13 protein-coding genes are annotated in these 13056 nt (G+C 64.0%); 8 read left to right on the plus strand and 5 right to left on the minus strand.

The features are described from left to right. Position 1: 1 nt before the first annotated feature. Entirely contained in the window at positions 2–772 is a 771-nt protein-coding gene (locus tag AC1DYO_RS04495) for an isocitrate lyase/PEP mutase family protein (protein ID WP_477260722.1), read from the minus strand. Between the two features lie 310 nt (positions 773–1082). Between AC1DYO_RS04495 and AC1DYO_RS04500 the strand changes: the two genes are divergently transcribed. Both AC1DYO_RS04500 and AC1DYO_RS04505 read left to right on the plus strand, forming a co-directional pair. After that, positions 1083–3287 carry an anthranilate synthase gene (locus tag AC1DYO_RS04500; protein WP_477260724.1) on the plus strand — a complete coding sequence of 735 codons (2205 nt, stop codon included), beginning with the start codon at positions 1083–1085 and terminating at the stop codon, positions 3285–3287. A 5-nt stretch (positions 3288–3292) separates the two neighbouring features. After that, complete coding sequence (locus AC1DYO_RS04505; protein ID WP_477260726.1) at positions 3293–4240, plus strand: cation diffusion facilitator family transporter; 948 nt, start codon at positions 3293–3295, stop codon at positions 4238–4240. A 242-nt stretch (positions 4241–4482) separates the two neighbouring features. Here AC1DYO_RS04505 and AC1DYO_RS04510 read toward each other — a convergent pair whose 3' ends face one another. Continuing rightward, a complete protein-coding gene (locus AC1DYO_RS04510; protein ID WP_477260728.1) occupies positions 4483–5580 on the minus strand; it encodes a hypothetical protein in 1098 nt (365 codons plus the stop codon). Between the two features lie 97 nt (positions 5581–5677). On the opposite strand from AC1DYO_RS04510, the gene AC1DYO_RS04515 reads away from it, so the two are divergent. The 5 genes from AC1DYO_RS04515 (at position 5678) to AC1DYO_RS04535 (ending at position 9321) form a co-directional block, all read left to right on the plus strand. Continuing rightward, positions 5678–6106 carry a DsrE family protein gene (locus AC1DYO_RS04515; RefSeq protein WP_477260729.1) on the plus strand — a complete coding sequence of 143 codons (429 nt, stop codon included), beginning with the start codon at positions 5678–5680 and terminating at the stop codon, positions 6104–6106. A 74-nt stretch (positions 6107–6180) separates the two neighbouring features. After that, positions 6181–6960, plus strand: a complete 780-nt coding sequence (locus AC1DYO_RS04520) for an SDR family NAD(P)-dependent oxidoreductase (protein ID WP_477260731.1) — start codon at positions 6181–6183, stop codon at positions 6958–6960. 80 nt (positions 6961–7040) lie between these two features. Then, positions 7041–7349, plus strand: a complete 309-nt coding sequence (locus tag AC1DYO_RS04525) for a putative quinol monooxygenase (protein ID WP_181061292.1) — start codon at positions 7041–7043, stop codon at positions 7347–7349. Between the two features lie 80 nt (positions 7350–7429). Continuing rightward, complete coding sequence (locus tag AC1DYO_RS04530; RefSeq protein ID WP_477260733.1) at positions 7430–8518, plus strand: AbrB family transcriptional regulator; 1089 nt, start codon at positions 7430–7432, stop codon at positions 8516–8518. 50 nt (positions 8519–8568) lie between these two features. Beyond that, positions 8569–9321, plus strand: coding sequence for an SDR family NAD(P)-dependent oxidoreductase (locus tag AC1DYO_RS04535; RefSeq protein ID WP_477261449.1), 753 nt, complete (start codon positions 8569–8571; stop codon positions 9319–9321). A 50-nt stretch (positions 9322–9371) separates the two neighbouring features. On the opposite strand, the gene AC1DYO_RS04540 is transcribed toward AC1DYO_RS04535, so the two are convergent. Beyond that, a complete protein-coding gene (locus AC1DYO_RS04540; RefSeq protein ID WP_477260735.1) occupies positions 9372–10268 on the minus strand; it encodes a LysR family transcriptional regulator in 897 nt (298 codons plus the stop codon). A 148-nt stretch (positions 10269–10416) separates the two neighbouring features. Here AC1DYO_RS04540 and AC1DYO_RS04545 point away from each other — a divergent pair, with 148 nt between their 5' ends. Next, entirely contained in the window at positions 10417–11952 is a 1536-nt protein-coding gene (locus AC1DYO_RS04545) for an MFS transporter (RefSeq protein WP_477260737.1), read from the plus strand. A 12-nt stretch (positions 11953–11964) separates the two neighbouring features. Here the strand turns inward: AC1DYO_RS04545 and AC1DYO_RS04550 are convergent, their stop codons facing one another. Together AC1DYO_RS04550 and AC1DYO_RS04555 are read right to left on the minus strand one after the other, a co-directional pair. Next, complete coding sequence (locus tag AC1DYO_RS04550; RefSeq protein WP_477260739.1) at positions 11965–12279, minus strand: nuclear transport factor 2 family protein; 315 nt, start codon at positions 12277–12279, stop codon at positions 11965–11967. Beyond that, positions 12279–13055 (minus strand): esterase family protein, encoded by a 777-nt coding sequence (locus AC1DYO_RS04555; protein WP_477260741.1) that lies wholly within the window; start codon positions 13053–13055, stop codon positions 12279–12281. Before AC1DYO_RS04555 ends, AC1DYO_RS04550 begins: the two co-directional genes overlap by 1 nt. Position 13056 lies beyond the last annotated feature (1 nt).

Here is a 13056-nt window from a genome sequence, read left to right on the forward strand (position 1 = left end):
GTTAGCCGGAGATCGCCAATCGCGCTTTCGCCTCCAGCCATTCGGCCATCTGCCGGTATGGCACAGGCCCGTGGCTGATGCGTGAGACGCCGAGTTCGGCCAGCCGCTGGCGCGGCGGCACATGCGCCAGCGCGATGATGTTGACCGGCAACGCGTTGGCCTTGCACAGCGCCTCGATCAGGCCCTCATCGCCGAGACCCGGCGCAAAGAAGCCGCTCGCGCCGGCCTTTTCATAGGCATTCGCCCGCTCGATCGCCTGGTCGAGCAGTGCCTTGTCATGCGCATCCGGCTTGGCCTTGAGGAAGATGTCGGTGCGGGCGTTGATATAGGCGGGAATGCCCGAAGCTTTGACGGCAGCAACCGCGGCCTCGATACGTTTCACCTGCACGGCGATGTCGTGCAGGCCGGCGCCGCCGACGATCTGGTCCTCGAAATTGAAGCCGATAGCGCCGGCCTGCAAGGCACGTGTCACTGTCAGAGCGACGACCTCTGGCTCGACGCCATAGCCGCCTTCGAGGTCCATGGTCACCGGCAGGTCGACCGCCGCCACGATGCGGTTGATGTTGTCGAGCGCCAACTCCAGCGGGATTTTCTCGCCATCGGCATAGCCGAAGGCTGCCGCGACCGGCCAGCTTCCGGTGGCGATGGCCTTGGCCCCTGCTTTCTCAACGATCTTGGCCGAGCCAGGATCCCAGGCATTGTAGAGAACGATCGGGTTTCCCTTGACGTGAAGGGCGTGGAACGTGCGTGCGCGCTCGATCTGGTCGGTCATTTGCTATCTTTCCCGTCTTTCTCGGTGTTGGACGGGTAGTCTAGGCACGCCCTCCGGCTCTGGCGATGTGCCATGAGCCCAGGAAGCGGCGGCCACAAACAGGCTTTCAAACCTGTTGCGCATCCGGCTTTTCGCCGCTATGGATTTCGCCCATGAACATGCGTTCGATCAAGACCATTTGGTGGTGGGCTCGCTGACAGCGGCCTGTTCGAACGCGTGCGCGTGAAAATAGAAGGTGGCCGCAACGGAATGTCCGGGCGGCCATTTGTTTTTTCAAAGCCAGTCCCGGGTCCGTTGCCCAACAAGCCAGATGGAGACGGCAGTGACGACGATAAAGGTTCTGGAAAACGGCGCTGAACGCTTCGTGACAGCAGGTGGCGTCACCATCACCCGCGATCGTCACGACAAGCCATATGCCGGAGCTATCGACGCCTATGTCGATGGGCTGAATTCGCGCCGCGGTGCCGTATTTTCCTCGAATTACGAATATCCCGGCCGCTACACGCGCTGGGATACGGCCATCATCGATCCGCCGCTGGTGATTTCCGCGCGCGGCCGGGCCATGCGCATCGAGGCGCTAAACGGCCGTGGCGAGGTGCTGTTGCCGGTGATCGGCAAGGCACTCGCCAGCTTGAGTGAAGTCACAATCACCGAAACCTCGAAAAAGCTGATCCGCCTCGACGTCGCCAAGCCAGGCCGGGTCTTCACCGAGGAAGAGCGCAGCCGTGTCCCCTCCGTCTTCACCGTGCTGCGCGCCATCACCGCTTTGTTCAAGACCGAGGAAGACGCCAATCTCGGCCTTTACGGCGCCTTCGGCTACGACCTCGCCTTCCAGTTCGATCCGGTCGACTACACGCTCGAACGCAAGCAGAGCCAGCGCGACCTCGTGCTGTTCCTGCCCGACGAGATCCTGGTCGTCGACCATTACTCGACCAAGGCCTGGACCGACCGCTATGACTATTCCGGCGATGGCTTTTCGACCGAGGGACTACCGCGCGACGCGATCGCCGAACCGTTCAAGACCGCCGACCGCATCCCGCCGCGCGGCGACCATGAACCGGGCGAGTATGCCAATCTGGTGCGCAAGGCGATGGATAGCTTCAAGCGCGGCGACCTGTTCGAGGTCGTGCCCGGGCAGATGTTCTACGAGCGCTGCGAGACGCAACCTTCCGAAATCTCGCGCAAGCTGAAGTCGATCAACCCGTCGCCCTATTCCTTCTTCATCAATCTTGGTGAAAACGAATATCTGATCGGCGCCTCGCCCGAAATGTTCGTGCGCGTCAATGGCCGCCGGGTCGAGACCTGCCCGATCTCCGGCACCATCAAGCGCGGCGACGACGCCATTTCCGACAGTGAGCAGATCCTGAAGCTGCTCAACTCCAAGAAAGACGAATCCGAGCTGACCATGTGCTCGGATGTCGACCGCAACGACAAGTCGCGTGTTTGCGACCCAGGTTCGGTGCGCGTCATCGGCCGCCGCCAGATCGAGATGTATTCGCGCCTGATCCACACGGTCGATCACATCGAGGGCCGGCTGCGCGAAGGCATGGATGCCTTCGACGCCTTCCTGTCGCACGCCTGGGCGGTCACCGTCACCGGTGCGCCGAAACTGTGGGCCATGCGCTTCATAGAGCAGAACGAGAAAAGCCCGCGCGCCTGGTATGGCGGCGCCATCGGCATGGTCAATTTCAACGGCGACATGAACACCGGCCTGACGCTGCGCACCATCCGCATCAAGGACGGCATCGCCGAGGTGCGCGCCGGCGCCACGCTGCTCTTCGACAGCATCCCCGAGGAAGAAGAAGCCGAAACCGAACTGAAGGCATCCGCCATGCTCTCCGCCATTCGCGACGCCAAATTAGGCAACGCCGCCGGCACCGAACGCACCACCGCGCGCGTCGGCGACGGCGTCAACATCCTGCTGGTCGACCACGAGGACTCCTTCGTCCACACGCTGGCCAATTATTTCCGCCAGACCGGCGCCAATGTCTCGACCGTGCGCACGCCGGTGCCGGAGGAAGTATTCGATCGGCTGAAGCCCGATCTCGTCGTGCTGTCGCCTGGACCGGGCACGCCGAAAGATTTCGACTGCGCCGCCACCATCAAGAAGGCTCGCGCCCGCGACCTGCCAATCTTCGGCGTTTGCCTTGGCCTGCAGGCGCTGGCCGAGGCCTATGGTGGCGAACTCCGGCAATTGCATGTTCCGATGCATGGCAAGCCGTCGCGCATCCGCGTCTCCAAGCCCGGCATCATCTTCTCCGGCCTGCCCAAGGAAGTGACCGTCGGCCGCTACCACTCGATCTTTGCCGATCCGGTGCGGCTGCCTGACGATTTCATCGTCACCGCCGAGACCGAGGACGGCATCATCATGGCCTTCGAGCACCGCAAGGAGCCTATCGCAGCGGTGCAGTTCCATCCGGAATCGATCATGACGCTCGGCCACAATGCCGGCATGCGCATCATCGAGAACATCGTTGCGCATCTGCCGCGCAAGGCCAAGGAAAAGGCCGCTTAGCGACGATGGCGGCAACCGAGAACATCGCGGCGACAGCGGCAAAGGCAGCGGCCAGGCAAAGGATCGCCAGCCTTGCTTTCTGGTCGATCGTCGTTGCCTTCGTCGTGCTCGCGCTCAAGCTTGCCGCCTGGTACGTCACCGGCTCCGTCGCGCTCTATTCGGATGCGCTGGAATCGATCGTCAACGTCATCGCCTCGGCTGCCGCCTACTGGGCGATCCAGGTCAGCTACAAGCCAGCCGACCAGGATCATCCGTTCGGCCACCACAAGGCCGAGTACTTCTCGGCGGTGCTGGAAGGCGTGCTGATCGTACTCGCCGCGCTTTTGATCCTCAACGAGGTCTGGCGCTCCTGGCAGACGCCGACGCCGCTTGAGCAGCCCTGGGAAGGTCTCGCTGTCAACGGCGTCGCCACCGTCATCAACGCCTTCTGGGCCTGGACGCTGATCCGCGCCGGCCGCGCCGCGAAATCACCGGCGCTGGTTGCCGATGGCAATCATATCATGACCGATGTGGTGACCTCGATCGGCGTCTTCGGCGGCCTCGTCGGCGCAATCCTGACCGGCTGGCAGATCCTCGATCCGGCACTTGCCGTCATCGTCGCGCTGAACATCCTGTGGCAGGGCTGGCACGTCATCGGTTCGTCGATGAACGGCCTGATGGACCGCGCCGTCGACACGACCGAACACATGCACATCCGCGACATCATCTCGGCCAATTGCAAGGGCGCGTTGGAGGTTCACGACCTCAAGACCCGCATCGCCGGCCGCGCCACCTTTATCGAGTTCCACCTGGTCGTCGACGCCGACATGACAGTCGGCGCCAGCCACGTGATCTGCGACCGCATCGAGGACGCGCTTAAAGCCGAAATCCCCTCTGTGCGCGTCACCATCCATGTCGAGCCCGACGACGAGGCAAAGCTGCCGAAAGGCACGACGGCGGTGCCGTTCGCTTGAAGTGGTTTCGTCACGACTTTGGAAGATTGGCCGAAGCCTTCCGAACTTCGTCATTCTAGGGCGAAGCAGGAGCGAAGCTCCGTCGCGCAGACCCTAGAATCCATGCCGTTACCTCCGTCTAGGAATACAACGGAGCAGAATACTGCACCGAAGCAACGCTTCGAAGTCGCGGCATGGATCCTCGGGTCTGCGCCGCGTCGCTACGCTCCTTGCTTCGCCCGTGGATGACGAAGCGTTGGTGCTTACGGAGCACAGGCCGACTGCGGCATCGCCTCCAGCCGATACACCTTGTCGTCCGATTCCGTCTTGCCGTCCGCTGCCTTCGAACACAGATCGACGATCGCCAGGCTGCTGTTGGGGTTGGCCAGCATCATGGTGCCGTTGGCGCCGCGCTTGAGGTAGATTTCCTTCTGCGCGATATCGCAGGAAAAATTGCTCATCTTCGAACTGGCCGCGCAGCGCCACTGGTCCGCTTCGCCCTGGCAGGAATAGGTCTGCGTGATTTTGGCCCCGTTCTTCCGGGTGGTCACCGAAACCGCGATGTCGGCGCCGTCGGGCCAGTTGGCGACATCGCCGCCTGACGCGAAGGACGCGAGTTCGACCGGCCCGCGGAAGACGCGGATCGATTGCGTCACCTGGTCAGGATGCGAGGAGAGATGCGCGGCATCGTAATCGCGCCCGTAGCAGAAAGGTTGGTCCGGCTTCAGCCGCTCGCGCAACGGAGCGCCAAGCGCCGGATCGATCGGGTCGATGCGCGCGAATTCGGCCTTGCAGGTCGCGACCGGCATCGGGTCCAGACGGAAATTATCGTCTTCCGAGCCCAGCGCCTGCCGGTCATATTCGGCCTCGCCGAGTTCATCTTCCGATCCCGCGTCGAGATAAAGATCGGATGAGACATCGGTGAGGATCAGGCGTCCTTTGTCATCGAGCTTCAGCGAGGCCATGGTGCGGTCGCAGTCCATGCCGCAGCGGATCGGACCTGACTTGCCGTCCTCGGACTCGTGGTTGCACCAGCCGCCGGCCCATTGCGGCGTCTTGGCGCCGCGCACGGTGGTGGTGAGAAAGCCGTTGTAGGAAGTGTCGGCGTTTGCCGTCGGCTCCTCGTTCGGACGGCTCACCGGATCATGGCCATAGAGGAAGAAAATCCGCGCCACCTTCTGCTTGGGATGCGCCTTGAGGTGGGCTGCGTCGTAGACACGGCCGAAACAGGCATCGGCGCCGTTCGGGCTGAGTTCGGGCAGTTTCAGCGCATCGTCGGCGACGGCCGAACCCGCAAGCGCGCCGAGCAGCATGGCGCCAAATCCAGCGCCAGCGAAATTCTTCCACTTCATGAACGTCATGTGCCCCTCCCTCGCATCGACAGGACGTAGCGTCAGTTTATGCTAGGATCATGGCCACAACCACGCAATTTGCGGTGAGCGCCAGGAGGAGTATGCGATGCGCCGACGCGACATGTTCCGTGCCAGTCTTGCCGGCGCCGCCGGCCTGTTTGGACTGAGCCAGGCGGCGGCCGCCGAGGACAAGCCCAAGGTCGCCTATCACCTCAGCGACCTCGACAAGGTCAAGTTCGTGCTCGGCAACATCAAGAACCACTATGAAGGCACTGGCGGCAAGGTCGAGATCGTGCTGGTCGTGCATGGTCCAGCCCTTGCCGGCTTCAAGTCGAAAGGCATATCGGCGGCGATCTCGGGACGCTTCGCCGGCCTCGTCCAGCAGGGTCTTGAGCCGCACGCTTGCGGCAACACCATGAAGGGCATGGAGATCACGCTTGCCGACCTGCTCGAGGGCTTCCGCGCCGCCGACAAGGGTGGTGTCGTCAAGCTCGCCGAACTGCAGCGCCAGGGCTACGCCTATCTCAGGCCGTGAGCCGCCACGGACTTGAAGGCAAGGCCGGTGTGAGCCTACGAAGGGAGAGCAGACATCCCGGAGGAAAAACGCCCATGACCGCGACCGCTCTTGTCATCCCAGATCTTGCCGGCAAGGCGGTGCTGGTCACAGGCGCCTCGACCGGCATAGGTGCTGCCCTTGCGCTGGCCTATGCCGTGCAAAAAAGCCGTGTCGCGCTGCACTACAATTCGAGCCGCGAGGCGGCGGAAAAGCTGGCCAAGACCATCCGCGACGGCGGCGGCGAGGTGTTCCTCACCCAGGGCGATTTCTCAGCTGCCGCCGATGTCGAGCGTGTTGTCGAGGAGAGCGCCGGGCATTTCGGCCGGCTCGACGGGCTGGTCAACAATGCCGGCGGCATGCTTGGCCGCGTCCCCTATGCCGAGCAGACCGAGGCGCATTACGACGCGGTGATGGACCTCAACGCCCGCTCGGTGCTGACGGCGTCACGCAAGGCGATGCCTTGGCTGAAGAAGCAGGGCGGCTTCATCGTCAACACCTCGTCGATCGCCGCACGCAATGGCGCCGGCGGCGGCGCCGGGCTCTACGGCTCGGCCAAGGCCTTCGTCTCCAACGTCACCCGCGGCATGGCCAAGGAACTGATCGGCTTCGGCATCCGCGTCAACGCGGTGGCGCCGGGCACGATCCTGACGCCATTCCACGAGCGCTATTCCACCGACGAGCAGATGAAAGGCATGGTCGCCACCATTCCTCAAGGGCGCGCCGGCACGGCGGAGGATTGCGTCGGAGCCTATCTGTTCCTCTCGTCCGATCTCCTGAGTGGCTACATCACCGGCCAGGTGATCGAGGTGAACGGTGGCCAGTTGATGCCGTGAGCCGGCAATTGCATACTGCGTCTCGCAACCATGCACACCATGCGAGCGTTTGCTGAGGTTTGAAGGGGAGACGTAAGGCAATGTACGGACTGATCGGCAAGATGCGGGCAGCGCGCGGCCAGCGCGACGCGATCATGGATGTCCTGCTCGCCTCGACCGGCGCCATGCCCGGCTGCCTGAGTTATGTCATCGCCCGCGATCCGGCCGATGCGGACGCGATCTGGGTGACCGAAGTGTGGACCGACGCCGCGAGCCACAAGGCTTCGCTGCAGCTGCCGGAAGTCCAGGCGGCGATCGCCAAGGCGCGGCCGATCATCGCCGGCTTCGAATTCCAGGTCGAGACCCATCCGGCCGGCGGCTTCGGCTTGGCCGCTGTCAAGAACGAGTGACGCCCGGGCGCCGACGCGAGACCTCGAATTTTCTCCGATAGCGGGTTCGCATTTTTCCTCCCCAGGTCTAAGACCCTGACATGGACTCCTCGCCAGATCAGCCGGCCGTCGAACGCATGGCGCGCATGCGCCCGGTCCGGCAGTGGCTGGTGCTGCTGGTCTTCTCGCTGCTGTTCGCCGGCGCGCTGGAATATGCCGCACTGCCGGCCGCGCTGCTGATCGGCCCGATGCTGGCGGCGATCCTTGCCGGCACCAATGGCGCCACGGTGCGCGTGCCGCGGCCGCTGTTCGCCGCCGCCCAGGCCGTCGTCGGCTGCCTGGTCGCGGCGTCGATCTCAGCCGACATCTTTTCTGTTTTCTACAAGGAATGGCCGCTGTTCCTCGTCGTGGTGTTGGCGACGCTTGCGGCATCCAGCCTGCTCGGCTGGCTGACCAGTCGCTGGCGCATCCTGCCCGGCACCACCGCGGTCTGGGGTTCCTCGCCAGGGGCAGCCACCGCCATGGTGCTGATGGCCGGTGCCTTCGGCGCCGACCAGCGCCTCGTCGCCTTCATGCAGTATCTGCGCGTCATCTTTGTCTCGATGACGGCAGCGCTCGTCGCCAAGATGTGGGTCGACACCTCAGGCGTTGAAATCCCAGCTGTCGTCTGGTTCCCGCCGATCGATCCGGCTGCCTTTGCCGCCACGCTCGGCGTGGCACTGATCGGCGGCCTGCTCGGTCGCCTTTGCCGGCTGCCCTCGCCTTTCTTTCTCGGCACCTTCATCTTTGGCACCATCGTCCATCTCGGCTTCGGCGTGGCGATGCAATTGCCGCAATGGCTGCTGGCGCTCAGCTATGGGATGGTCGGCTGGTCGATCGGGCTGAATTTTACACGGCCGATCCTGCGCCACGCGACCCGGGCGCTGCCGCAGATCGTCGGCTCGATCATCGTGCTGATCGCCTTCTGCGGCGGTCTCGCCTGGCTGATCAGCCATGTCCTCGGCATCGATCCGCTGACAGCCTATCTCGCAACCAGCCCCGGCGGCATGGACAGCGTCGCTATCATTGCCGCCGCCGCGCAGAACGTCGACATATCCTTCGTCATGGCGCTGCAATCGGCCCGCTTCCTGGTCGTGCTCATCGCCGGGCCGAGCATAGCGCGGCTCGTGGCGCGAGCCGTCAGGGACTGAGTTACGAATTCAAAGATACGTTGAAGAGGAAATTGCCCATGAACCGTCGCGTGAATGCCGTCGATCTCTCTGGTCGCGTCGCCGTGGTGACCGGCGGCGCGCAAGGCATCGGCCTTGCGGTGGCCCGGCGCCTGCTGTCGTCGGGCGCCGGCGTTGCCATCTGGGATGTCGACCAGGCTGCGATGAAGAACGCCGTCGCCGAACTCGCCCCGCTCGGCCGGGTCGAGGCTTTGCTCTGCGATCAATCGCTGATCGAGGCCGTCGACAGCGCCGCGATCGAAACCGAGCGCTCGCTTGGCCCGGTTGATCTGCTGATCAACAATGCCGGCATTGCCGGACCGGCGGCGACGGTGGTGGATTATGATCCCGCCGCCTGGCGCCAGATCATCGACATCGACCTCAACGGCGTCTTCTACTGCTGCAAGCGCCTGGTGCCCGGCATGATCGCGCGCAACTACGGCCGCATCGTCAACGTCGCCTCGGTCGCGGGCAAGGAAGGCAATCCCAATGCCGCCGCCTATTCCGCCGCCAAGGCCGGCGTGCTCGCGCTGACCAAATCGCTCGGCAAGGAACTGGCCGGCCACGACATCGCCGTCAACGCGCTGACGCCGTCACCGGCGCGCACCCGCATCCTCGAACAGCTGACCGAGGCCCAGGTCGCCTACATGCTGGGCAAGGTTCCGCGCGGCCGCTTCGTCGAGGTCGAAGAGGCGGCCGCGATGATCGCCTTCATGCTGTCGGACGAAAACTCCTTCACCACTGGCGCAACGTTCGATCTCTCCGGCGGCCGCGCGACGTACTGAAGGCAGCGCTATTCCTCACTGTCGTCGTCATCGCCGCCGGCCGCAAAGGACTACGAACCGCTCAGCGTCGCGGCAAGCCGGTCGGGGAGGAAATCGACGAAGGCGCGAACCTTCGGCGACAAATGCCGATTGGATGGCCACAGCAAGCGGAACTGGCCGCGGCCATCGACATAGTCGTCCAGCACGGTCAGAAGTTTGCCGTCGCGCAGCGCGTCGCGGACCAGGAAATCGGGCATCGAGCTGATGCCAAGTCCCGCCATAGTCGCGCCCTTCAACGCCTCGGTGTTGTTGCAGGTCAGCATCGAGCGAACCTCCGGCTCGGCACTGCCGCCGACGAACGGCCAGCCCTGCAGCTTGCCGCTGTTGGGAAAGCGGAAGCGTATGCCGTAGTGGTTCACGAGATCGCCCGGTCCGCTCGGGTTGCCGTGCTGCTCGATGTAGGAAGGCGCTGCACACAACAGCAGCCGGAAGGGCGCAAGCGGCCGGGCCACCAAGCGCGAATCCGGCAGGTCGCCGCTGCGAATCGCAATGTCGACGCCTTCGTCGATGAGGTCGACGATGCGGTCGTTGAAGTCAATGTCGAGTTCGATTTCGGGATAGCGCGCCATGAACTCCGACAGCACCGGCAGCAGCAGATGATAGGTCACGATCGGGGTTGAAACGCGCAGCCGGCCATGTGGGGTTTCGCGCGTCCGCGACAGCATCGCCTCGGCATCGTCGATGTCGTCGAGGATGCGGCGCACCCGCTCGTTGAACAGCTTGCCCTCTTCGGTCAAGCCGATGCGGCGCGTGCTGCGCTGAAGCAGCCGCACGCCGAGGTCCTGCTCAAGCCTGGCGACGCTCTTGCCGACGGCCGATGCCGAGATGCCGAGCGTTCGGCCGGCGGCGATGAAGCTGCCGAACTCAGCCGTGCGGGCAAAGGCCAGGAGGCCGTTGAGGCGATCCATCTCATCTCTCCATTCGAGCGTTTCAGTCCGCTATATCTGGAGATTTAATACTATTTTTCTGGAAATGTCGCTGGCCTATCTTGTCGTCACGGCCGGCGCCGCACTCCCAGCGGCAGGCCGGCGGATACTGCTTCAGATAGGAAAATCCATGACCCCGAAGACCCCAAACGGCGCGGCCGCGCCATGGCTCGTCCTGCTGTCGGTATGCCTTGCCGCCATGACCATGCCCTTGACCTTCACCGGCCCGGCCGTCGCACTCTCGCGTATTGCAGCCGATCTCGGCGGCAGCCCGATCGCGCTCAACTGGGTGACGAACGCCTTCATGCTGACCTTCGCCGCCACCTTGATGGCGTCAGGCGCGCTGGCCGACAATCATGGCCGCAAGCGGCTCTTCCTTGTTGGGCTCGTCATTTATGTCCTGGCATCGCTGGGTTCGATGTTTGCGCCTGACATTGTCTGGTTCGATGTGTTTAGGGCGGCGCAAGGGCTCGGCAGTGCCGCCGCCTTCGCCGGCGGCGCCTCAGCGCTCGCCCAGGAATTCGAGGGACAGCTACGGCTGCGTGCCTTCTCTTTTCTCGGCACCAGTTTCGGCATCGGCCTCGCTTTTGGACCGATCGCGTCGGGCCTGCTCATCGATGCCTTCGGCTGGCGGTCGACCTTCCTTCTGGTCACAGCGCTTGCGATTGCAGCCGCGCTGCTCGGCCTGCGCACCATCAAGGAATCGCGCGACCCGGATGCGACCGGTCTCGACTGGGCGGGCGCCGGCACCTTCACGATCGCGCTGGCAGCGCTGACCTATGGCGTGCTGCAGGCACCGCAAAACGGCTGGACCGATCCCCTCGTCATCGGGCTGCTTACCATGGCTGCTCTCTTCTTTGCCGCCTTCGTCATCGTTGAGCGGCGGGCGCGCCGGCCGATGCTCGATCTCTCGCTGTTCCGCTATCCGCGCTTCGTCGGCGTCCAGTTTCTGGCGGCTGCCCCGGCCTATGGCTTCGTCGTTCTGCTCGTGCTGTTGCCGATCCGCTTCATCGGCATCGAAGGGATGAGCGAGATCGAGGCCGGGCAATTGATGATCTGCCTCTCGGGACCGCTGTTGATCCTGCCTCTGCTTGCCGGCCAGCTCGCACGCTGGATCGCACCGGCGACGATCTGCGGCGTCGGCCTGCTGATCGCCGCCGCCGGCCTTGTCTGGCTGAGCCTGACACCGCCTGTCGCCATCGCCCTGGTGGCGCCGCTGGTGCTGATCGGCGTCGGCATCGCCCTGCCCTGGGGTCTGATGGACGGGCTTGCCGTCAGCGTCGTGCCGAAGGAGCGCGCCGGCATGGCGGTCGGCATCTTCAACACCACCCGCGTCGCTTGCGAAGGCGTGGCGCTGGCCATCGTCATGGCTGTCCTGTCGGGTTTCACGGCAGCGCAACTGGCGGCTCAGGGAACGGCGCCTTCCCTCAGTGCAACCGCCGCCGCACAACTGCTGGTGACCGGCAATGTCGGCGCAGCGGCCGCCCGCTCGCCGGGTGCCGGAGCCACGGCCCTGGTCCAGGCCTACGAGACGGCGTTCGACAGGCTGCTGATCGTGCTGGCGGCGATCACTATCGTCACCGCTCTTGTCGTCTTCCTCGGCCTGCGCCGTGGATCGGCAGCGGAACACGAGACCATCCCACTGCCGGTATGCCAGGAAGGCTAGCCAAGCGCGGCGTCAGCTGATGACGAGGCTCGCTATGCGAGCGCCGTCCAACACGAAGGTCATGTCGCCCTCGCCGTTGAAGCCGTCGCCTTTGACCGCAATGCGGACTTGGTAGCTGCCTTGCGCCTCGGCGATGCGGACAATGCGGAGATTGGATTTTACGCCGATATTGTCCGACTGGTTCCAGCGCGCGATCTGCTCGCGGCCATGGAAGGACCGTCCCCAGTCGGTCAGGGACGCGTCGGCTGTGAACGTGTCGAGAAAGGCCTCGGTGTCTCCGGCGTTGGTGGCGTCGACAAAGCGGCGGATGGGCTCGGGTGTGGTCATCAGTCCAATCTATGCATCAGATCGTCGTCCAGCCAACGGCCGAAGAAATAGACCAGCTGCTTGTGCCACCATGGCCAGTCATGGCTGACGTCACCGCCCCAATAGTCGACCCAGGCCGGAATGGATTTGTCGCGCAGGATTTGTTCCAGCCTGCGCGTCTCGACCAGCATGCGCTCTTCCCAGGCGCCCTGCCCGCAGCAAAAGATCATCCTCAGCGCCTTCAGCCGTGCCAGCAGCTTGGGGTCGACAATGCCGGGCAGATAGTCGAGTGGCGAATTATAGAAAATGTCGCCTTCCAGCGCCTTGCCGAAGAAGTCGCGCGCCGAATAGACGCCCGACAGTGCGATGACGCCGCTGGCAAGCTCGGGAAAGCGGAAGACGAAGTTCGAGGAGTGGTAGCCGCCCATCGAGCAGCCGGTGAACAGCGGCTTCAGCTTGCGCCCGCCATTGGCTTGCTCGGCCGTGGCCAGGAACTCCGGCAGCGCCTCTTCGCGCACATAGCGGAAATAGGCCTCGTGGCGGCCGATGCGGTGGGCGGCGTCGGCGTGCTTGTTGAAGAAGGATTCCGAATCTATACCGTCGACAGCGAACAGCTGGATGCGGCCAGTGTCGACGAATTCGGAGAGCGCCCCTACCCCGCCGGAATCCTCGAACTGGTAGAACCGCCCCTGCGAGGTCGGGAACACCACCACCGGCCGGCCGGCATGGCCGTAGCGCTTGTATTCCATGTCGCGGCCGAGATTGCCGGCGAAATGCTTGTGATAGGAAATGTCCATC

The organism is Mesorhizobium sp. P2_F5, from assembly GCF_056403715.1.

What these genes read in the sequence shown, in the direction of transcription:
- AC1DYO_RS04495 (WP_477260722.1), bottom strand. Translation starts at nt 772, where the DNA reads ATGACCGACCAGATCGAGCGCGCACGCACGTTCCACGCCCTTCACGTC.
- AC1DYO_RS04500 (WP_477260724.1), top strand. Translation starts at nt 1,083, where the DNA reads ATGGAGACGGCAGTGACGACGATAAAGGTTCTGGAAAACGGCGCTGAA.
- AC1DYO_RS04505 (WP_477260726.1), top strand. Translation starts at nt 3,293, where the DNA reads ATGGCGGCAACCGAGAACATCGCGGCGACAGCGGCAAAGGCAGCGGCC.
- AC1DYO_RS04510 (WP_477260728.1), bottom strand. Translation starts at nt 5,580, where the DNA reads ATGACGTTCATGAAGTGGAAGAATTTCGCTGGCGCTGGATTTGGCGCC.
- AC1DYO_RS04515 (WP_477260729.1), top strand. Translation starts at nt 5,678, where the DNA reads ATGCGCCGACGCGACATGTTCCGTGCCAGTCTTGCCGGCGCCGCCGGC.
- AC1DYO_RS04520 (WP_477260731.1), top strand. Translation starts at nt 6,181, where the DNA reads ATGACCGCGACCGCTCTTGTCATCCCAGATCTTGCCGGCAAGGCGGTG.
- AC1DYO_RS04525 (WP_181061292.1), top strand. Translation starts at nt 7,041, where the DNA reads ATGTACGGACTGATCGGCAAGATGCGGGCAGCGCGCGGCCAGCGCGAC.
- AC1DYO_RS04530 (WP_477260733.1), top strand. Translation starts at nt 7,430, where the DNA reads ATGGACTCCTCGCCAGATCAGCCGGCCGTCGAACGCATGGCGCGCATG.
- AC1DYO_RS04540 (WP_477260735.1), bottom strand. Translation starts at nt 10,268, where the DNA reads ATGGATCGCCTCAACGGCCTCCTGGCCTTTGCCCGCACGGCTGAGTTC.
- AC1DYO_RS04545 (WP_477260737.1), top strand. Translation starts at nt 10,417, where the DNA reads ATGACCCCGAAGACCCCAAACGGCGCGGCCGCGCCATGGCTCGTCCTG.
- AC1DYO_RS04550 (WP_477260739.1), bottom strand. Translation starts at nt 12,279, where the DNA reads ATGACCACACCCGAGCCCATCCGCCGCTTTGTCGACGCCACCAACGCC.
- AC1DYO_RS04555 (WP_477260741.1), bottom strand. Translation starts at nt 13,055, where the DNA reads ATGGACATTTCCTATCACAAGCATTTCGCCGGCAATCTCGGCCGCGAC.